18 protein-coding genes and 1 pseudogene are annotated in these 19,470 nt (G+C 74.4%); 11 read left to right on the top strand and 8 right to left on the bottom strand.

What is annotated here, in order from left to right; translation table 11 throughout:
• Positions 1–10 precede the first annotated feature (10 nt).
• On the top strand, positions 11–1,435 hold the full coding sequence (locus DMB66_RS30755; protein ID WP_125807662.1) for an NAD(P)/FAD-dependent oxidoreductase: 1,425 nt from the start codon (positions 11–13) through the stop codon (positions 1,433–1,435).
• Here DMB66_RS30755 and DMB66_RS30750 read toward each other — a convergent pair.
• Positions 1,425–2,015 (bottom strand): dihydrofolate reductase family protein, encoded by a 591-nt coding sequence (locus DMB66_RS30750; RefSeq protein WP_125807611.1) that lies wholly within the window; start codon positions 2,013–2,015, stop codon positions 1,425–1,427. The two genes, DMB66_RS30755 and DMB66_RS30750, sit on opposite strands and share 11 nt — an antisense overlap.
• A gap of 108 nt (positions 2,016–2,123) precedes the next feature.
• Here DMB66_RS30750 and DMB66_RS30745 point away from each other — a divergent pair, with 108 nt between their 5' ends.
• From DMB66_RS30745 to DMB66_RS30735, 3 genes are all read left to right on the top strand, one after another.
• The gene (locus DMB66_RS30745) at positions 2,124–2,456 is read left to right on the top strand and encodes an STAS domain-containing protein (protein ID WP_125807610.1); all 333 of its coding nucleotides are present in this window, start codon (positions 2,124–2,126) and stop codon (positions 2,454–2,456) included.
• Positions 2,457–2,616: 160 nt separating this feature from the next.
• Entirely contained in the window at positions 2,617–3,240 is a 624-nt protein-coding gene (locus tag DMB66_RS30740; RefSeq protein ID WP_125807609.1) for a maleylpyruvate isomerase N-terminal domain-containing protein, read from the top strand.
• 409 nt (positions 3,241–3,649) lie between these two features.
• Complete coding sequence (locus tag DMB66_RS30735; RefSeq protein WP_158647418.1) at positions 3,650–5,173, top strand: glycosyltransferase family 39 protein; 1,524 nt, start codon at positions 3,650–3,652, stop codon at positions 5,171–5,173.
• Between the two features lie 85 nt (positions 5,174–5,258).
• Here the strand turns inward: DMB66_RS30735 and DMB66_RS30730 are convergent, their stop codons facing one another.
• Both DMB66_RS30730 and DMB66_RS30725 read right to left on the bottom strand, forming a co-directional pair.
• The gene (locus DMB66_RS30730) at positions 5,259–6,245 is read right to left on the bottom strand and encodes a lamin tail domain-containing protein (protein ID WP_125807607.1); all 987 of its coding nucleotides are present in this window, start codon (positions 6,243–6,245) and stop codon (positions 5,259–5,261) included.
• A 115-nt stretch (positions 6,246–6,360) separates the two neighbouring features.
• Positions 6,361–6,909, bottom strand: coding sequence for a vanadium-dependent haloperoxidase (locus DMB66_RS30725; RefSeq protein ID WP_233624958.1), 549 nt, complete (start codon positions 6,907–6,909; stop codon positions 6,361–6,363).
• 73 nt (positions 6,910–6,982) lie between these two features.
• Here DMB66_RS30725 and DMB66_RS30720 point away from each other — a divergent pair, with 73 nt between their 5' ends.
• From DMB66_RS30720 to DMB66_RS30705, 4 genes are all read left to right on the top strand, one after another.
• Complete coding sequence (locus DMB66_RS30720; protein WP_125807606.1) at positions 6,983–8,053, top strand: hypothetical protein; 1,071 nt, start codon at positions 6,983–6,985, stop codon at positions 8,051–8,053.
• Positions 8,054–8,164: 111 nt separating this feature from the next.
• Positions 8,165–8,857, top strand: a complete 693-nt coding sequence (locus DMB66_RS30715; RefSeq protein WP_125807605.1) for a sigma-70 family RNA polymerase sigma factor — start codon at positions 8,165–8,167, stop codon at positions 8,855–8,857.
• On the top strand, positions 8,854–9,921 hold the full coding sequence (locus tag DMB66_RS30710; RefSeq protein ID WP_125807604.1) for a hypothetical protein: 1,068 nt from the start codon (positions 8,854–8,856) through the stop codon (positions 9,919–9,921). Before DMB66_RS30715 ends, DMB66_RS30710 begins: the two co-directional genes overlap by 4 nt.
• Positions 9,922–10,041: 120 nt before the next feature.
• Positions 10,042–11,268 carry a glycosyltransferase 87 family protein gene (locus DMB66_RS30705; protein ID WP_125807603.1) on the top strand — a complete coding sequence of 409 codons (1,227 nt, stop codon included), beginning with the start codon at positions 10,042–10,044 and terminating at the stop codon, positions 11,266–11,268.
• A gap of 109 nt (positions 11,269–11,377) precedes the next feature.
• Here DMB66_RS30705 and DMB66_RS30700 read toward each other — a convergent pair whose 3' ends face one another.
• The 4 genes from DMB66_RS30700 to DMB66_RS30685 form a co-directional block, all read right to left on the bottom strand.
• On the bottom strand, positions 11,378–12,241 hold the full coding sequence (locus DMB66_RS30700) for a P1 family peptidase (RefSeq protein WP_125807602.1): 864 nt from the start codon (positions 12,239–12,241) through the stop codon (positions 11,378–11,380).
• Complete coding sequence (locus tag DMB66_RS30695) at positions 12,238–13,617, bottom strand: MFS transporter (RefSeq protein ID WP_125807601.1); 1,380 nt, start codon at positions 13,615–13,617, stop codon at positions 12,238–12,240. The genes DMB66_RS30700 and DMB66_RS30695 overlap by 4 nt, the downstream gene beginning before the upstream one ends.
• Before the next feature lie 146 nt (positions 13,618–13,763).
• Positions 13,764–13,958 carry a hypothetical protein gene (locus DMB66_RS30690; RefSeq protein ID WP_125807600.1) on the bottom strand — a complete coding sequence of 65 codons (195 nt, stop codon included), beginning with the start codon at positions 13,956–13,958 and terminating at the stop codon, positions 13,764–13,766.
• 125 nt (positions 13,959–14,083) lie between these two features.
• Positions 14,084–14,512, bottom strand: coding sequence for a VOC family protein (locus DMB66_RS30685; protein WP_125807599.1), 429 nt, complete (start codon positions 14,510–14,512; stop codon positions 14,084–14,086).
• Positions 14,513–14,604: 92 nt separating this feature from the next.
• Between DMB66_RS30685 and DMB66_RS30680 the strand changes: the two genes are divergently transcribed.
• From DMB66_RS30680 to DMB66_RS64195, 3 genes are all read left to right on the top strand, one after another.
• A complete protein-coding gene (locus DMB66_RS30680; RefSeq protein ID WP_125807598.1) occupies positions 14,605–15,549 on the top strand; it encodes a YafY family protein in 945 nt (314 codons plus the stop codon).
• Between the two features lie 9 nt (positions 15,550–15,558).
• A complete protein-coding gene (locus DMB66_RS30675; protein ID WP_233624957.1) occupies positions 15,559–16,581 on the top strand; it encodes a 5'-3' exonuclease H3TH domain-containing protein in 1,023 nt (340 codons plus the stop codon).
• A 75-nt stretch (positions 16,582–16,656) separates the two neighbouring features.
• A complete protein-coding gene (locus DMB66_RS64195; RefSeq protein WP_125807597.1) occupies positions 16,657–18,021 on the top strand; it encodes a transaminase in 1,365 nt (454 codons plus the stop codon).
• Positions 18,022–18,403: 382 nt separating this feature from the next.
• On the opposite strand, the pseudogene DMB66_RS66070 reads toward DMB66_RS64195, so the two are convergent.
• Positions 18,404–19,378 (bottom strand): annotated as a pseudogene (locus DMB66_RS66070) (RNA-guided endonuclease InsQ/TnpB family protein); the annotation flags it as partial.
• Positions 19,379–19,470: the final 92 nt, after the last annotated feature.

The raw sequence follows: 19,470 nt of genomic DNA, 5'->3' as shown, positions 1-19,470 counted from the left end.
CATGACACAGATGACCGAACCCGGCTACGACGTGATCGTGCTGGGCGCCGGGCCGGTCGGGGAGAACATCGCCGACCGCGCCGTCCGGGGCGGGCTGACCGCCGTCCTCGTCGAGTCCGAGCTCGTCGGCGGGGAGTGCACGTACTGGGCCTGCATGCCGTCGAAGGCCCTGCTGCGTCCCGCGGAGGCGGTACGCGCGGCCCGGCAGGTCGGCGGCGCCGCCGCGGCCGTGACCGGCCCGCTCGACGTCGCGGCGGTCCTCGCCCGGCGGAACTCCTTCACCAGCGACTACGCCGACGACGGCCAGGTGGAGTGGCTCGCCGGTGCCGGGATCTCGCTGGTCCGGGGCCACGGCGCCGTCAGCGGGATCCGCGAGGTCACCGTCACCGCGGCCGACGGCAGCACGACCGTGCTCACCGCGCGCCATGCCGTCGCGATCGCCACCGGCTCGGACGCCGCCGTGCCGGACATCGACGGCCTGCGCGCCGCCAAGCCCTGGACCAGCCGGGAGGCGACCAGCGCCCGCGAGGTGCCGGCCAGCCTCGCGATCATCGGCGGCGGCGTGGTCGCCACGGAGATGGCCACGGCGTACGCGGGCCTCGGCGCGAAGGTCACCCTGATCGCGCGGAGCGGCCTGCTGACCGGCGTGGAGCCGTTCGCCGGCGAGCTCGTCGCCGCGGCGCTGCGCGAGCTGGGTGCCACCGTCCTGCTCGGCACCGCGACGACCCGGGTCACCCGGACGGCTGACGGCGTCGAGATCCACACCGGGGACGGCGCCCCGATCACCGCCGAGGAAGTGCTGGTCGCGACCGGGCGTACCCCCCGTACCGGAAGCATCGGTCTGGAGACCGTGGGCCTCACCCCGGGTGACTGGATCACCACCGACGACACCATGCGGGTCCCCGGCTTCGACTGGCTGTACGCCGCCGGCGACGTCACGCACCGGGCGCTCCTCACCCACCAGGGCAAATACCAGGCCCGGGCGGCCGGGGACGTCATCGCGGCCCGGGCGGCGGGCGCGCCCGTCTCGGACGCGCCGTGGGGAACCCACGTGGCCACCGCCGACCACCGGGCGGTCCCCCAGGTCGTCTTCACCGATCCGCAGGTCGCGGCGGTCGGGCTCACCGCGGCGGCCGCGCGCGCGGCCGGCTACGACATCCGCGTCGTCGACTACGACATCGGCCGGGTCGCTGGGGCGGGCCTGCACGCCGACGGCTACACCGGCACCGCCCGGATGGTGGTCGACGAGCGGCGCGGCGTGCTGCTCGGCGTGACCTTCGCCGGACCGGACGTCGGCGACCTGCTGCAGGCGGCGACGATCGCGGTCGTCGGCGAGGTGCCGCTGGCCCGATTGTGGCACGCCGTGCCGGCGTATCCGACGGTCAGCGAGATCTGGCTGCGGCTGCTGGAGGCCTACGGCCGCCCTACGCCGTGACCGCCGGGCGATAGCTGGCGATGATCACCCCGGTCGTGGTGGTCACGGTCCCGACCAGCGACATCTCCCGGTACGCCGGCTCGTCGAACAGCCGCGTCCCGGCGCCCAGGATCAGCGGGTGAATCGACAGGGTGTACTGGTCGACCAGGCCGGCGGCGGCCAGCGACCGCACGAGCACCCCGCTGCCCAGCACCACGATGTCACCGGCGACGTCGCGCTTGAGCCGCGCGACGGCGTCGGCGACCGGGCCGGCGAGCAGCGTCGAACGCTGCCACGGCAAAGGACCGGCCAGGGTCCGGGAGACCACATACTTGGCCTTACGGTTGAGCACCTCGGTGTACGGGTTGCCGTCGCCCTGCCCCGCCCAGAAACCGTGGAAGTCGGTGTAGGTCCGCCGGCCGAACAGCAGCGCCCCGTCCGCGGCCATGCCCTCGCCCATGGTGGCGGCGGCCACGTGGTCGGCGTAGGGGCGGGCCCAGCCGCCGTACCGGAAATCGCCCCGGGTGTCCTCCTCGGCGCCGCCGGGCGCCTGCATGACGCCGTCCAGGGTCACGTTCTCCACGACCACGAGCTCACCCACGGCGGTACTCCCATCCCTCGGGGCCCGCACCCGCGCGGACCTGTTACCTGCTACACGAACGGGCGTCCGGCGGATCGACATCCCCCGGCGCCGACTATCGTCTGGGGCATGCCGAACGACGCCGTGGTCACATACGAGCAGGTCGATGCCGATGGTCTGGTGATCGCCGTGCTCTCCGGAGAGCTGGACCTCGACCGTGCGGACGCGATCCGGGACAGCCTGGCCACGGCCGCGGCGAGCAGCGAATGCCGATATCTCAACGTGGACGTCGGCGAGGTCACCTTCATCGACTCGTACGCGCTGGGAGCGCTGGTCAGCGCCCGCAACACGGCGGCGAGCCACGGGGTGTCGCTGACCCTGACCAGCCCCTCGCAGCCGGTGCGCAAGGCGATCCAGGTGACCGGCCTCAATCACGTGTTCGGGCTGCCCGCCACCACCTGATCCGCTCCCGCCCCGCGTTCCACCTCATCGCGCTTCGCTCTCGTCGCACTCCGTCCGCGTTGGGTGACGGTCGGCACCCCGCCTTGGGCATCCTAGGAGGATAGGTAGGTTCCCTCCGGCCGGGTGGCACGGATCGCGAGCCGGGTGGCAGATTGGGGCCATGGACTATCGCCGGACGTATCGGGCCGCCGCCGTGTCGTTCGCCGACCTCGTGTCGCGGCTGCCCGCGGACCGCTGGGACGGCCCCGGGCTCGGCGACTGGAACCTGCGCGAGCTGGTCGGCCACACCGTCAGCTCGGCGCTGCGCCAGGTCCCGCCGGTGCTCGCCACGACCGGCGCCACCCTGACCCTCAACGCGCCGCAGGACTACTGGGCGTTCGCCAGATCCGCGCCGCCGGAGCTGCACGCCGCGGCGACGGCCGCATCCTCGGTCGACGCCCGCGAGACCGGCAAGTGGCTGGGCGACGACGCCGCCGCCCGGGTCGGCGAGCTGACCGGCCACGCCACCGCCGCGCTCGCCGCCGCCAGCGACGACGCCGTGGTGACCACCCCGGCCGGCGGGATGCGGGTCCGGGACTGGCTGCCCACCCGAACCTTCGAGCTGGTCGTGCACGGCCTGGATCTCGCCGCCGCCGCAGAGGTGCCTTTCGACCTGCCGCCGGAGGTGCAGGCCGAGGCCGTGATGCTGGCCTCGCGGGTCGCGGTGGCGGTCGGTGACGGCGGGCTGGTGCTGCGCGCCCTTACCGGCCGCGGAGCGCTCCCGGAGCACTTCACCGTCGTCTGAGCGATGCGGGGGTTGGATGCCGGAGTGCGGGACGGAGTGCCCACCCGGCGGTGCGCTGGACCCGGCGAGCCGCACAGTCCCAGCCGCTCCGACGACTCGCTGTCACTGAGATCGGTTACTGACGGAACACACCGGACACCCCGGGGCAAGGCTCCGGGCGCGGCCGGCCAGAAACCCCTGCCCCGTCCCGCAATGCGGCACCATCGCCGGATTGCCGGCTTTGTCCGCGCTGGGATATGCGGCCAAAATGGACAGTGGGGCCTGCGGCCGGGGGTGGGCGACGGACGGCCGGTCAAGAGTGACCAGGTGCACACTTCACGGTGTCCCGGGGGGATCCATGCCGATCGCGCTGGCTCTAGAGTGGCAGTTCGATCCGGCTCGATCCGGTCTCCGGCAGACGAGGAGAGACGTGACCCTGGTGGCACCGGTTGCTTCCGACGGCGCGCCCGAGGCACCGCCCCGGGAGCCCGACGACGCCGTGCGGGTGCGGGGAGTCGCGATCCCCCGGCCGCTGCTGGTGTGGGTGCCCTCGCTGGTCCCCGCGCTGCTCATGCTGGTCGTCGGCCGCATCGGCCTGCGGCGGCCCGCGGTCGGCTGGGACGAGAACGCGACCTGGCTGGTCAGCCGGCGCACGGTCGGGCAGATCGTCGACCAGGCCCGGCACTTCGACGGGGTGATCTCGCCCTATTACATGTTCATGCACTTCTGGACGTCCGTCTTCGGCGACTCCGAGTTCTGGCTGCGCGCGCCGTCACTGATCGCGGTGGCGGCCGGCGTGGGCATCTCGGCCGAGCTCGGCCGCCGGCTGTTCGGCCCGGCGGTCGGCCTGCTGGGCGGTCTGCTCCTGGTCACCGTGCCGCAGCTTTCCCGGTACGCCCAGGACGCCCGTGCCTACGGCCTGGCCTTCCTCTTCGCGACCCTCGCGACCCTCCTGCTGCACCGCGCCCTCCGGCAGCCGTCCTGGCCCCGCTGGATCGCGTACGGCGTCGCCGTCACCCTGCTCGGCCTCTCGCACATCCTGGCGTTGCTGGTGCTGATCGGGCACGGCTACGCGGTGCTCACCCGCGCCCGCCGGGACGCGGCGGGAGCCAGGCCGCTGCACTGGTTGGTGGTGACCGCGGTCGCGGTGCTGCCCGTGCTGCCGTTCGTCTATCTCGGCCTCACCCAGCGTGGCTCCCAGCTCGACTGGCTGCCGCCGATGACCGTGCGTCAGGTGCTGGACGCCCCCGGCGACATCTTCGGCGCCGCGGCGGTGGGCCTGCTGCTGATCGGGCTCGCCCTGGTGGCCCGGCACCGCGACGACCGGGCGCTGCGCGAGTTCGCCGTGCTGGCGGTCGCGCCGCCGGCGGTGCTGATGGGCGTCTCGTTCGTGACCTCGTCGCTGTGGGTGCCACGGTATGTCCTCGTGGTCGTCCCGGTGGTCTGCCTGTGCGCGGCGGTGTCGCTGCGGGTCGTGCCGCTGCGGGCGGTCGCCGCGCTGCTGCTGCTGGCCGGGGTGGGCTATCCGGCCCAGCAGCGGCTGCGCGGCCAGACCAGCCACATGGGCCCGGACTTCCGCACGGTCGGCCGCCAACTCGAACGCAACCAGCAGCCCGGCGACGTGATCGTGTACGGCTCCTCGGGCGCCTGGTCGCTGCGCGCGGGCATCGACTATCAGCTGCGCGGCCGGGCGAAGCCCCGCGACGTGCTGCTGCGGACCCCGGCCGCCGAGGTCGGCGAGCTGGACGCGGTCCAGTGCGCCGACAAGGTCGCCTGCCTGGGCACATCGCGGCGGGTCTGGTTCTTCCGCTGGCAGTCGCCGGGCAAGGAGCTGACCTCGGAGGCGCCGCTGGCCGACGCCGGCGGGCTCGGCACGGTCCTGACCAGCCAATACCGCGTAGCGGGGGTCTGGCGCGCCACCAAGGCAAACCTGATCCTCTTCGAACGACGCTGACCACCACCCGCCCGGCGCGCGGAGGTCAGGGTCGGAGCGCGCGGGGTCAGGGTCGGGCGCGGGAATCAGGGTCGGAGCGCGGAGGTCAGGGTCGGCGCGCGGGGGTCACCGGGCAGGACAACACGCACGGATACTGCATCCAGGCGCGCAGGTCGCCCCGCTGGTCGAACAGGTAGGCGCCGTCGCCCCTGGCATGGTCGTCGGCCGTCGGGTTGTCGAAGACCGGTGCCGTCTGGCCCCAATATTTGTGCGTGGCGGTGGCCGCGCCGGAACCGGCGTGGACGTAGAGCGCGTCCCGCGCCGGCACGACCGTGCCCGGCGGGAAGGTGTAGCGGCGCAGGGCCGAATCCCGTACCCACCATCCCGCGACCGGCAGGGCGGCGTCCGAGCGGTTCTCGACGCGGACCCATTCGCCGTTGAGGTTCTGCTCGTCGGAGCCCGCCGCGTCGTAGTTGACCACCACGCCGATCGGGGTGCTCTGCGCCGGGCCCGTTCCGCAGGTGTCGGTGTCGAAGAGGTTGAGGCCGTCGCGCGCGGCCTGAGCCTGCGCCACCCGGTACCGCTGGTTCCAGGCCCACTCGGCGCCGAACGGTTGCCACAGCGCCAGGCCGCGCCGCAGCAGGTCCAGACCGACGTCCTGCCAGCTGCCATTGATCTTGACGGCGACGCTGCGCAGCGGGCGGTCGCGGCTGCTGCTGGACGCCTGCTGGGCCGTCAGGCGGACCACTCCCCCGCCCGCCTTGATCAGCTGTTCCAGGCGGGCGGTGGCGGGCAGGCTGTGGCACTCGCCGCGGCGGCGCTGCGGGACGGACGAGTAGACGGTCAGCTCCATGGCCTGCGCGTTGATGAGCCGGATCGAGCGCGGCGTGCTGGTGCCGTCACCGGCGAGGTCGACCGACAGGGTGTCGCCGTCGTTGACGCGGACCACCGTGCCGGTCCAGACCTGGCACACCGGGCTCGGGCCGGTGGGCAGGCACGGCGCTGTCGCGGCCACGGCCGGCGCCGCCGGGGCGACCGCGAGGGCACCGGCCACCGCCGTAGCGCCGAGGACGGAGAAGAGGCGACCCAGCATGCCTGTCCATCGGCGGCCCGGGCCGCTGGGTGAGATGTTCGCCCCCGCCCCTCCGGAGAGCCCGGCCAGAACCACCAAAGCCAACGCGAACCGGCCGGAGCCGCCTGATGTTCGCCTACCGGCGGTGGAACTCGCGGGCCAGCACGTCGCGGGCCACCCTCGTGCCCACCTGCACGCCCTGGACGTCCGCGCTGCGGAAGTGCACACCCGCCCAGATCCTCGCCTCCACGACCTCCGCCAGCGCCTGCGAGAAGCTGCTGAACGACCGGGTGGTCCCCGAGTCCGCGCTGTACGCACTGAACGACAGGTCGTCGCGGCCGAAGAAGGTGCGCAGCGCCAGCATGATCGCCGAGGTCGAGCAGGTGTGCCCGGAGGTGTGGTCCGGGAACGGCGGGGTGACCACCAGCGGCATCCAGGCCGGGTCGGCCGTGGTCGCCGGGTTGCCGTCGGTGTCGGCGAGCTGGACCGCCGTCACCGGGCGCCAGAAGTTCCAGTGCTTCTTCTCGTTGAAGCAGGCGGTCAGGGCGTCGGCGTTGGCGATGTCGGCCATCGCGAACATCCGGGCGGTCTGCAGCGTGCCGAGGTGCCGGCTGCGCGCCAGGCCGCGCTTGTCAGCCTCGGGGCCGAATGGCTCTTTACCCGAACCCCCGGATGGGTCGGGCAACCGTGCGGCCGGACGGTGGGATCGGGATCGTGGCTATCATCGGCAGCCACGGACGCCGGTGGAGGTCGAGCGCATGAGCACCCCCCGCACGCGGCTCGGCCTCGTCGCCGCGCTGCTGGCGAGCACCGCCCTGCTGGCGATGCCGGCCGGTGGCAACGCCCCGCCCGCGCCGCCGGTGACCGCGGCGGTCGCCTGGCCCCAGGCCCAGCGCGGCGCGGTGCAGGCGACCCTGGACGATGGCGCCGAATACCGGCCGGGGCTCTTCCTCGACGCCCGCACCTCGATCGGCACCGCGGCCTCCACCGACGACCGCTATCTGCGCCTGGTCCGCGTCGCCGCGGACGGCTCGGCCCGGGAGCTGCGCCGGCTGCCCCGGGCCCGGCATCCCTCGTTCCAGGCCCTGACCGCCGCCGGTGACGTGCTGGCCTGGGTGGAGAGCACCGACGGCGGCAAGCTGCAGCTCTTCACCGCCGGCCTGAGCGGCGCCCCGGCGCCCCGGGAGCTGACCGCCGACCTGGGCCGCGCCGAGTTCTACCAGTCGCAGTACGACCTGGTGATCGCCGACGGCCGGGTGCACTGGGTCGCGGCGGCCAAAGGCGACGTCACCCAGGTGCGCTCGGTCGCGCTGACCGGCGGGCCGGTGCGGACCCGCAGCGAGCCGGGCACCTGGAAGCTGTCGGCCTACCCGTGGCTGGTCAACGGCGTCAACGACACCTCCGGCAGCACCGTCCTGCGCAACCTGAGCACCGGCCGGGACAGCCCGGTGCGCGGGGCCCGCGACCGGGCCACGACGGCCTGCAGCCCGGCCTGGTGCCGGATGGCGTCGCTGACCGCCGGCGGGCTCAACCGGATCGAGCTGATGCGCCCCGACGGCAGCGGCCGGGAACGGCTCGCCGGGGACACCGCCGCCACGGTGATCGTGGACGTGGCGCCGCTGGACCGCTTCGAGGTGCTCTCCCGGATCGGGCCCAACTCGGAGCTGACCGGTAACAACGAGCTGATCGCGGTGGAGATCGCCACCCGCCGCACGGTGGAGATCAGCCCGGACGCGGGCTCGGTGTCGTACCGGGGCGGGATGCTGTGGTGGTCGACCGGCAACCTGGACGCGATCGTCTGGCACGCCCTCGATCTGCGCACCGTCTGACCGCCGCCCGACCGGCGCACGGAAGAAAAAGTCGGTCGATGCGGTAACCCCGGGGCGCCTGCCGGACCTGAACGTTTCGACGAGGCCGCGCGACGAGGGGAGAAGGCCGGCGTGAGCGACGAGGAGGAGTTCACGGCGCTGTTCCGCCGGCACTATCCCCGCGTGCTGGCTTTCGTGTCCCGCCGCACCGGGCAGTCGCAGGCCCACGACGTCGTCGCCGACACCTTCGCCACCGCCTGGCGGCACTTCGCCCGGCTGCCGGCGGAGCCGCTGCCATGGCTCTACCGGGTCGCCCGCAACAGCCTGGCCAACCAGGAACGGGCCGCCCGGCGCCAGGCCCGGCTCTTCGACCGGCTCGCCGGCGGGGGCGTGCCGCCGGCGCCCGACCACGCCGTCTCGGTCGTGGCCGACGCCGGGCTGCGGGAGGCGCTGGGCCGGCTGTCCCGGCTGGACCGGGAGGCGCTGCTGCTGATCGGCTGGGAGGGCCTGGACCACGACGCCGCCGCGCACGTGCTGGGCTGCACGGCCGTGGCGTTCAAGGTCCGGGTGCACCGCGCCCGGCGCCGGCTGGCCCGGCTGCTCGCGGCGGCGGACCAAGACCAGGGCCAGGTCCAGGGCCAGGCGCCGCCGCCGGCACCCGACGAGCTGCCCAGCGTCGCGAGCCCGAGATTGCCCAGCCCTGCGAACCCAAGATTGCCCAGCGCCGCGAACCCGAGGTTACCCAGCCCTGCGAACCCGAGGTTACCCAGCGCCGCGAACCCGAGGCTGCCCAGCGCCGCGAACCCGAGGGGGAGGTCCGCATGACCGACCAGGACGCCATGACCCGGCTGGCCGCCGCCAACCCCGTGCCCGACGCCGGCCTCCGCGACAGCGCCGCCTCGCCGCGTGCGCTCCTCCTCCAGCGGCAGGTGCTGGCGCAGCCTCGCGGCCCGCGTCGCCGGCTCGCCCTCGCCACCGGTCCGACGTGGCGGTATGGGCTGATCCCGGCCGCGGCCGCCGCCGTGGCGCTGGCCGGGTATGCCGTCGTGCACCAGTCGGGCCCGCCCCGGCCCCCGGCCCGGGTCGTGGCGAGCCGGGCCACCCCGCAGAGCATCCTGGCGCAGGCCGCGACGCGGGCCGAGCACGAGGGCCGGCGCGGGCAGTTCGTGCACGCCACCGGCACCGTGGCCCGGATCGTGCACCTCGGGCCCGGGCCCGGCTACGACGTCATCCGGGTCGACTCGGTCCGGAGTGTCCAGCCCGCGGACGGCCTGCCCGGCGAGGGCTGGCTGACCATCGGCGAGCAGGGCTCGAGCGTCCGGCCGCTGACCGCCGCCGACGCCGCCGCGTATGCCGCGGACGGCTCACCCGGGCCGGCCGCGCTGCCCCGGGACGGCGGGCAGACCCTGTATCCGGACCTGGCCGGCGACCAGGCCTACGCGGGTGTGCTGGGCGAGCTGCCCGACGACCCCGCCCGCACCGGTGCCGCGATGCTCGCCTGGCTGGCCGAGGCCGGGCTGGGCGCGCCCGCGGACCCGCAGGGCTGGCTGTTCCGGACCGGCGCGAAGCTGCTCGACACGTTCACCGACGTGGCGGCCGGCGCCGACCGCGCGAAGATCTACCGGATGCTGGCCGGGCTGACCGGCGTGCGGACGCTGGAGGCCGAGGCGGATCCGCTGGGCCGGCCCGCGCGGGCGCTGGCGTACACCGCGGCGACGCCCCGGTACGGGCTCGTCGAGTGGCAGGTGTATCTCGGCCCGGACTCCGACCGGATCACCTACACCCAGGCCGTGATCCGGCAACCAGGCCCGGCCAACGCCGGCCTGCCGGCCGGCGCCGTGCAGTACAGCACCGCCGTCACCGCCGTCACCTGGAGCGACAAGCCGTAGACGGCACCGCCATCACCCGAAACGACAAGCCGTAGACGGCACCGCCGTCACCCGAAGCGACGAGCCGGGCCGATCGCGCGGGCCGGCCGTTCGACGCTGCCCTGAGCATCGGAGACCCGTTTGACACTGCTCGCCGAACCCGTGCCCCGCACCCGCCGACGCTGTGCCCGTACCCTCGTGGTTTGCGGTCTGGCCGCCGTCGGTGGCCTGGCCGTCCGCGCCTTCGACGCGCACTACCGGTTCTTCGACATGGTGATCTACCACGACGCGATCCGCTGGTGGAGCAACGGCGGCGAGCTGTACGACTACGCCGCCCCGGTCCGCGGCGAGCTCGGCTTCACCTACCCGCCGTTCGCGGCGTTCGTGCTCATGCCGGTCGCCCGCGTCCCCGCGGCGACCGCGGGCTGGCTGAACGCCGCCGGCAGCGTGCTGGCGCTGACCGTGGTCCTGGCCGTGCTCGCCGCCCCGGTCGCCGCCCGGCACGGCCGCCCGCTGCGGCACGTGCTGGTGGCGGCGGTGCCGCTGGCGCTGTGCACCGAGCCGGTCCGGCAGACGCTCGGCTTCGGGCAGGTCAACCTGTGGCTGTTCGCCCTGGTGCTGCTGGACCTGATGGTGCTGGGCCGCAGCGGCTCGCGGTGGGCCGGCGTGGGCGTCGGCATCGCCACCGCGATCAAGCTCACCCCCGGGCTGTTCATCGTGTATCTGCTGGTCACCGGCCAGTGGCGAGCGGCGCGCACGGCCGCGGTGACGACCGCCGCGCTGACCGGCGGCGCGGTGCTGCTCGCCCCGGCCGAGTCGCTGCGCTACTTCGGTGACCTGCTGTGGCAGACCGGCCGGGTGGGTGCGGCGGACGCACTGACCAACCAGGCCCTGACCGGGCTGCTCGCCCGGCTGGCCGGCACGCCGTCGGCGCCGGCCGGCTGGTGGCTCGCCGGGTGCCTGCTGGTGCTGGTGCTGGGTTTGCGCCGGGCCCGGCTGGCGCACGCGGCCGGCGACGAGGTGACCGCCCTGACCCTGACCGGGCTGACCGCCAACCTGGTCAGCCCGATGTCCTGGACCCACCACCTGGTGTTCCTGCCGGTCGCGGTACTGATCCTGGCGGACGTCGCGGCCCGGCGCCGCGATCCGCTGCCGGCGGTGGCCGCGGCCGCGGTGTACGCCCTCAGCGTCGTGTCCCCCATCTGGCTCGCCCCGGCCGAGCCCGGGGGCGGGCGTGCGCTGATTCTGTCCAACACGTTCACGCTGATGCTGATCGTCCTCGTCGCCACCCTGCCGTGGCGGGTCCCCTCGCGCGGGAGCGAACCGGCCCCGGATCTGGGCCGGGCCGCCGTTAGCCCGGCGGGATGACAGCCACGCGGGAGCGGACCAGCCCCGGATCTGCGCCGGGCCGCCGCTAGCCCGGCGGGATGACGGCCACGCGGGAGCGGAGCAGCCCCGGGCCTGGGCCGGGCCGCTGCTAGCCCGGCGGGATGACGGCTGCGCGGACGGCGGCCGCGACCGTGTCGACGGTGACCGCCCGGAGCAGGTCGAGGTCGGCCTCCGCCGCGGACAGGCCGGTCGCCAGGGCCACGACCGCGTCGCCGTCGAACCGCGAGTGCGCCGGGTGGATCGCGCGCGCGAATCCGGTGTGGCCGCTCTGGGCGAGCAGGAAGCAGTCGCTCTTGGACAGCCGGGCGTCGGTCAGCACGACCGCCACGGTGGTGTTCTGCATCGCGTACGGCCCGGCGGGTCGCGTCTGGCCGGGCGGGCCGCCGAAGAGGGGGTCGCCGTCGCGGCCGAGCACGTCGCCCCAGGCGTTGACGGCGACGACGGCGGCCACCCGGACCGCGCCCGCCTCGCGTTCCGCCAGGCCCAGCCCGCCCGGGTCGAGCCGGCCGCGCCACTTGCCCGTCGAGGCGCCCGTGCCGGCGCCGACCCGGCCGCCGGTCAGTGCGGTGCCGGCGTACGCGGACAACGCGGCGGCCCGGCCGCCGGCCGCGTCCGGCGGACCGGTCCGCACCGACCCGTCGAAGATCGACATGCCGATCACGATCGGCACCGGCCCGGCCGGGGTGGGAAAGCCCTCGCCCCGCTCGCGCAGCAGCGACATCACTCCCTCGGCGGCGGCCAGCCCGAACGCCGAGCCGCCGGAGAGCACCACCGCGTCGACCCGGTCCACCAGCCGGGTCGGCTCCAGCAGCGCGAACTCGCGGGTGGCGGGGGCGCCGCCGCGCACCTCGCCGGAGCCGACGGTGCCGGCGGGCGGCAGGATCACCGTCACCCCGGTGCCGGGGCCGGTCCAGTGCCCGGCCCAGGCGGACAACAACTGCGGTTCGGTCATGACTCCATCCTGCTCGCCGACGGCGATGCTTTCCCGGCGACAGCCCGGTGCGGCTCGCCCGGGACCGCCGGACCGGGCCGGCGGACCACCAGGGCCAGGGCGACGATCAGGTACGGCACCGCCAGCACCGCGAAGACGGCGCCGTTGCCCGCCCCGGTGGCGAGCAGCGCGTAGCCGCCGTAGACGGCGATGGTGCCCAGGTCGGTGGCTGTCCCGGCGAGCGAGGTGACGGTGGCCCGGCTGGTGCCGGTGATCCGGGCCTGCAGCCTGGCGTCGGCGAGCACAGTGGCCAGCTGGAAGCCGCAGAAGCCGGCCGCCACCAGCACGAACCCGGCCGGCCGGGCGGACAGCGCGCCGGCGGCCAGGGCGACGCCGGAGCACGCGAGCAGGGCGGCGTACCCCCGGGTGGTCAGCCGCTCGCCCAGCGGGGCGAGCAGGCCGCCGGCCGTCACGCCGAGCCAGAGCAGGAGAAGCAGCACCGGCACGGTCTCCCGGGCGACGCCGGTGTCGCCGGCCAGCAGCGGGGTGTATTCGTCCAGCGCACCCCAGATCGCCGTCACCACGGCGAGCAGCAGCACCGCCGCGCGGACCCTGCCGTCGGCCCGGACCTCGGCAAGCCCGCCGCGCAGGCTGGCCCACCAGCCCAGCTCCGGCTCCTCGTCCCGCACCGGCCCGGCCACAGCGTGCTGATCCGGGCCGGGCCCGGGCAGGCTAGCGGCCGCACCGTGCTGATCCGGGCCAGATCCGGGCAGGCTAGCGGCCGCTCCGTGCTGATCCGGGCCGGATCCGGGCGGGGTGGCGGCTTCGCGGTGTTCCGGGAAGCGGAAGGCGACGGCGGCGGTGAGCAGGCAGGCCAGCACGCTGGCCGCGCCCACCGCCGGATAGCCGCCGGTGGCCAGCACCGGGCCGGCCAGCACGATCGCCGCCAGCACGCCCGCCGTGCCGGCCGTCCGGGCCCGGCCCATCGTGCGGGCGTACCGGCCCGCCGCGCCGAGGTGGTCGAGCTCGTCGTGGACCAGCGCTTCCAGGGACCCCGAGGCGAGTGCCCCGCCGGCGCCCCAGAGCAGGAAGCCGACGGCGAACGCCGGATACGACGGGACGAGCACCCAGAGGGCGAAGGCGACGGCGGTCACCAACGGGGCCAGGCACAGCAGCAGGCGCCGCGAGACGGCGTCGGCCCAGGCGCCGGACGGCACCTCCAGCAGCGTGCTGGCGGCCGACCAGATCACGAAGAGCGAGGAGATCTGCCAGACCGGCAGGCCGGTGTCGGTGAACAGCAGGGCATACACCGGATAGAGCAGGACGAGGTCGGCGAGGAACGCGTACGCGTACAGCGTGGCGGCCAGCCGGCGCACGCGGGCGGAGTCGATGGTCATGAGGCCTTTCCCCAGGGTCGCGACGGGCACCGGATGAACGGCGCCCGCGGCGGCCCGCGGGGGTGGCCCCTACGGGTGGATCAACATCGCCACGTCATGCGGCGATGGTATGCGCCGGCGGCCGGGCTCGCCAGGCAATTCGGGTGTCATCGGCGGCTCAGGTAATCCTCGATCTCCTGGCGGCGCTGGTAGACCTCCGCCTCCGCCTCGGTCGTCTGCTGGTGCGGCACCAGCAGGCCGAAGAAGATCATCACCGCCAGGGCGGCCCAGCCCCACCACGGCACGCCCAGGCTCACGAAGCCGCTCATGACGCCGGCGACGGTGTCGGTTGCCGCGGCCATCAGCGGCCGCCGGCGCGGGTACGGGTGCGGATACGGGTACGGTGCATGTCGGCTCCTCTGCTCCGGCGGTCGGACCCGACAATCGGACGGCCGCCGCCGGAGCTGAGCCCTTCTCCGTCGTGAGGTCAGCCGGCCCCGGCCCGGGCGGCGAGCATCTCCAGGTAGTGCGGGTTGTGCATGACGCCCAGCACGTTGCCGAACGGGTCGATCACGGACGCCGTCGCGAAGCCCTCGCCGTCGCCGTGGTGGGTGATCGGCTGATACTCGGTCGCGCCCAGGGCGAGCAGCCGCTGCACCGTGCCGGCGAGGTCGTCGACGTGCCAGTGCATGACCGCGCCGCCGGGGATGGTGGCCGCGCCGGGCGGGGCGTACCGGCGGTTGATCAGGCCGAGCTCGTCCTGGTCGTCGCCGATCCGGAACTCGACGTACGCCGGTTCCGCGGGTGCCGGCGGGAAGGCGTAGTAGGGCTTCGTGCCGAACAGTTCGGCGTACCAGTCCGCCGCCGCGGCGAGGTCGTCGGCGTAGAAGCTGATCGTGGCGAATCCTCGGAACATCGGTTTCTCCCTGCGCTCTGCTCGGTGAACACCCTCATCATGCGGGGTTGAAGTGCTCACCATGTGAGCACTTTTCCTGACAGGATCGCGGCATGCGCGCGGACCGGTTGGTGGCCACCCTGTTGGTGATGCAGGCCCGGGGCCGGGTGACCGCGGCCGAGCTGGCCGACGAGCTGGAGGTGTCCGTGGCCACCGCCCGGCGCGACCTGGCGGCGCTGTCCACGGCCGGGGTCCCGGTCTATCCGCAGCCCGGCCGCGGTGGTGGCTGGTCGCTGGTGGGCGGCGCCCGCACCGATCTCACCGGGCTCACCTCGGCCGAGGCCCGGGCGCTCTTCCTGCTCGCCGGGCCGGCCGCCGCGGTGGCGCCGCCGATCCGGTCGGCGCTGCGCAAGCTGATCCGGGCCCTGCCGGACACCTTCCGGGCCGACGCCGAGGCGGCCGCCGACGTCGTCGTGGTCGACCCGGCCCGCTGGGGCGAGCGCGACAAGCCACGCCCGGAGCTGGTCGACCTGCTCCAGGACGCCGTCGTCCGCCGCCGCAAGGTCGTGCTGGACTACACCGGCCGCGGCGGCGTGTCGCGGCGCCTCGTCGATCCACTCGGGCTGGTCGACAAGGACGACGTCTGGTATCTGGTGGCGGGCACCGGGCAGGGGCAGCGGACCTTCCGGGTGGACCGGATCGCGGCCGCGGAGGTGACCGGCCAGGTCGCCGAGCGGCCCGCCGGCTTCGACCTGGCCCGCGAGTGGGAACGGGTGGTCGGCGAGATGGAGCAACGCCGTTCGCTGCTCTCCGCGACGGTGCTGATCGCCGGGCGCCTGCTGCCGGTGCTGCGTGACCACTTCGGCCGGCACTGCGAGCCGCTGGAGACCCTGCCCGACGGCCGGGTCCGGGTGCGGGTCGCGGCCCCGATGGCGCTGTCCATCGCGGAGCAGCTCGCCGGCTGGGGCGCGGCCGTCGAGGTGATCGAGCCGGAGCCGGTCCGGGCCGAGCTCGCCCGCCTCGGTGCGGAGCTCGTCGCCCGCTACGGCCCGGCATAGGCTGTCCGGGTGTCACCCCCCGCACCCCTGCTGCTCGTCCTGGACGGCAACAGCCTGCTGCACCGCGCCTACCACGCCGCTGCCATGGAAGGGCTGCTGGACCAGGCGGGCCGGCCGGTTTGGGCGCTGCGCGGGCTGGTCGGCTACCTCGCCCGCGCGGCCGCGCACCTGCGCCCGGACGCCGTGCTGGTCGGCTTCGACTGTCCCGACGACTCCGCGCGGCGCGTCGACTACCCCGCGTACAAGGCGCACCGGCCGGACAAGCCGGCGGACCTCAGCGAGCAGATCGCCGGTGCGCCCGGGCTGCTGGGTGCGGCCGGGGTGTGCACGGTCGTGCCGCCCGCGTACGAGGCCGACGACGTGCTGGCCAGCTCGGCCGCGCACGCCCGCCGGCACGGCTGGCGGTCGGTGCTGATGACCAGCGACCGGGACGCCTTCGCGCTGATCGACGACACCACCTCGGTGCTGCGGGTCCGCAACGGCGGCTTCGACGAGGCCGTCCTGGTCGACCCCGAGGGCCTGCTGGCGCTCTGCGGCGTCCGGGCCGCGCAGTACCGCGACTATGCGGCCCTGCGCGGCGACCCCTCCGACAACCTGCCCGGGGCCCGCCGGTTCGGCTCGGCCACCGCGGCCCGGCTGCTGGCCGCCTTCGACACCGTCGACGCCGCCTGGGCGGCCATCGACGCCGGCGACGCCCAGTCGGTGCGCGACGTCGTCGGCGCCCAGGCCACCGACGAGCTGGGCCGGCCGGAGACCCGGCAGATCGTCGAGCGCAACCGCCGGCTCATGCGGATGCGCGCCGACCTGCCGATGCCGGAGCTGCACGCGGCCCGGCTGCCGCTGCGGCTCGGCGCGGTCCGGTCCGTCCTGTCCGGGCGCGGCATCAACTTCGGGCCGTCGCTGTGGGCCCTGACCGGCGGGAGGCCGCCGGCGGTGAGCACCGAGTCGATGCCCGAGCTGCAGCCCTGGCGGCTGCGGGGCGGGCTGACGAGCCGCCGGGATCCCACCCCGGGCCAGCTCTCGCTCTTCTGATCACCCGGCGGCCGGATCGTGGAATCGGTCGTCCGGTGGGTCTCCGCGGGCATGGTTCGTTGGTAACGTCGCGCCATGCCGACGGATTCCATCGACCGTAGCCGCTTGCGGGTGCTGACGGAGCGCGAGCGGGCCGCCTTCGCCGACCGGCACCCCCGGTCGGCAGCGGCCTACGCCCGCGCCGACCACCTGTTCGGCCGGGTGCCGATGACCTGGATGAACAAGAGCGCCGCCGGCTTCCCGGTCTACCTCGACCGGGCCCGCGGGGCCCGGCTCACCGACATCGACGGCCAGGAGTACGTGGATTTCTGCCTCGGTGACACCGCGGCGATGGCCGGGCACTCCCCCGCGCCGGTCGTCGCCGCGGTCACCCGGCGCCTGGCCGACCTGGGCGGAGCCAGCACCATGGTGCCGACCGAGGACGCCGCGCTGGTCGGCGCCGAGCTGAGCCGCCGGTTCGGCCTGCCGGCCTGGAGTTTCGCGCTCACCGCCACCGACGCCAACCGCTGGGCGATCCGGCTGCTGCGCGCGGTCACCGGCCGCAGCCGCATCCTGGTCAACAGCTACTGCTACCACGGCTCGGTCGACGAGTCGCTCATCGTGGTCGGCCCGGACGGCCGGCCGCGCAGCCGCGAGGGCAACGTCGGCGCGCCCGGTGACGTGACCCTGACCAGCCGGGTCGCCGAGTTCAACGACCTGGCCGGGCTGGCCCGCGAGCTGGCGCACGGCGATGTCGCCGCGGTGCTGATGGAGCCGGCGCTGACCAACATCGGCATCGTGCTGCCCGAGCCGGGCTACCTCGCCGGGGTCCGGGCGCTGACCCGGGAGCACGGCACCTACCTGGTCAACGACGAGACCCACACCTTCTCCGCCGGGCCCGGCGGCGCGACCGCCGCCTGGTCCCTGGACCCGGACGTGATCACCATCGGCAAGGCCATCGGGGGCGGCATCCCGGTCGGCGCGTACGGGCTGAGCGCCGCCCTCGCCGAGCGGCTGACCGGGCGCACCGACCTCGACCTGATCGACATGGGTGGCGTCGGCGGCACCCTCGCGGGCAACCCGGTGTCGATGGCCGCCACCCGGGCGACGCTGGCGGAGGTGCTCACCGACGCCGCGTTCACCGGGATGATCGAGGTGGCCACCGCCTTCGCCGACGGCGTGCGGAAGATCATCGCCGACCACGCCCTGCCCTGGTCGGTGGCCCAGCTCGGGGCGCGGGTGGAATACCGCTTCACCAGCCCGGCACCGCGCACCGGCACCGCCTCGGCCGCCACCGCCGACGCCGGGCTGGAGGACTTCCTGCACACGTACCTGATGAACCGGGGTGTCCTGCTGACCCCGTTCCACAACATGGCGCTGATGTGCCCGCAGACCACCACCGGCGACGTGGACCGCCACCACGAGGTCTTCGCCGCCGCCCTCGGCGAGCTGCTCGGTTGACCGACTCGATCCCCTGCCGGACGCGCCGGCGAGGTCGCCGAACCGGCGGGTTTTCTCGTCCTTGCGGTCCAGGCGGGCCAGCAGCACGCTGCCCTGCCATCTCGGCCGGCGCGGATCGCTGTGTGGCGGGCCGGGACGTGCCGCACGGAACCGGGGTGGCGTCCACCGGGCGTAGATGGGGCGGGTCGGTGGTCGGAGACGGGTGACGTGTGGTGTCACCACGAGTTGACACCACACGTGCGCTGGGCGAGTGTTCCGAGTTGACTTCCTCCACCCGCCGGGTTTCCTGCTTCACCGGCGACTGCCCCGTCCGGGAGGACTCCCGTTGAGGTCTTACCCCGCCTCCACAGGCAGACACGGAGAGCCCCTCCGCGAGAATGTTCCGCGCCGCGTTCACGTCCCGGTCACGCACGATGCCACACCGACACGCCCACTCGCGGACGGTCAACGGCATCGTCTCGGCCAGCGCGCCGCAGGCCGAGCACGGCTTGGACGACGGGCACCAACGGTCCGCCGCGACCACCACGCGACCCTGCCACTCAGCCTTGTGGAACTCCCGCCAGGCCGCGTCACCGATAGCACGGGCCGGGCCGCGATTCTCGACCATGTCGCGGACGGCCGGATCCTCGATCACGATCGTCTGGTTCTCACGAACGAGCCGAGTCGTCAGCTTGTGCGGATGGTCACGGCGCCGGTCGGCGATCCGGGCATGCACGCGGGCGACCTTGAGCCGGGCCTTGGCCCGGTTCGCGGAGCCTCTCTCCTCGCACGACAGGCTCCGCTGGGCGCGGGCCAGCCGGCCCCGGTCGGCGCGTTCGTGCCGCGGGTTGCTGATCTTCTCCCCGGTGGACAGGGTGAGCAGATGGTCCAGACCGGCGTCGATGCCGACCGCCCCGATCGCGGCGCTTTCCGGGATCACGTCGTCGCGGAGCAAGGACACCAACCAACGGCCGGCAGCGTCCTGGCCAACGGTCACAGTGGACGGCGACGCACCCTCGGGCAAAGGCCTGGACCAGACGATATCCAGCGATGCGGCCATCTTTGCGATAATGAGCCGACCGTCGCGGTAGCGGAAGGCGCTGGTGGTGCACTCCGCCGACTTGGGCGAGCGTTTCCGGCTCTTGAACCTCGGGCACCGGGCGCGTTTGGCGAACTTCGTCCAACTGGTAAGCAACGCACTGGTGGCGTTGTGGGGGACCCTTTCCTGGCGCAGCGTCCACACCTCGGTCCGCGCGGACCGGGCCAGGTTGTCGACCTTCCGGACCCAACCGAAGGTCCGGGCCAACTCGGCGGGCTGCCCGGCGGTCGGGTAGAACCGGTACCGGAACGCCCGCTTCACCGCCCTGGACACGACCATAGACTAGTCACCCCGCTAGTGCCGACCGAGGCGACGCGCCGCACGGCCGTAGCTTCCGCTTCCGCTCCGGCCTGAGAGCCGGAGTATCCACG

Source organism: Actinoplanes sp. ATCC 53533 (assembly GCF_003947245.1).
The sequence above is the reverse complement of the archived record's forward strand: the minus strand, read 5'-3'. Positions and strand labels throughout refer to the sequence as shown.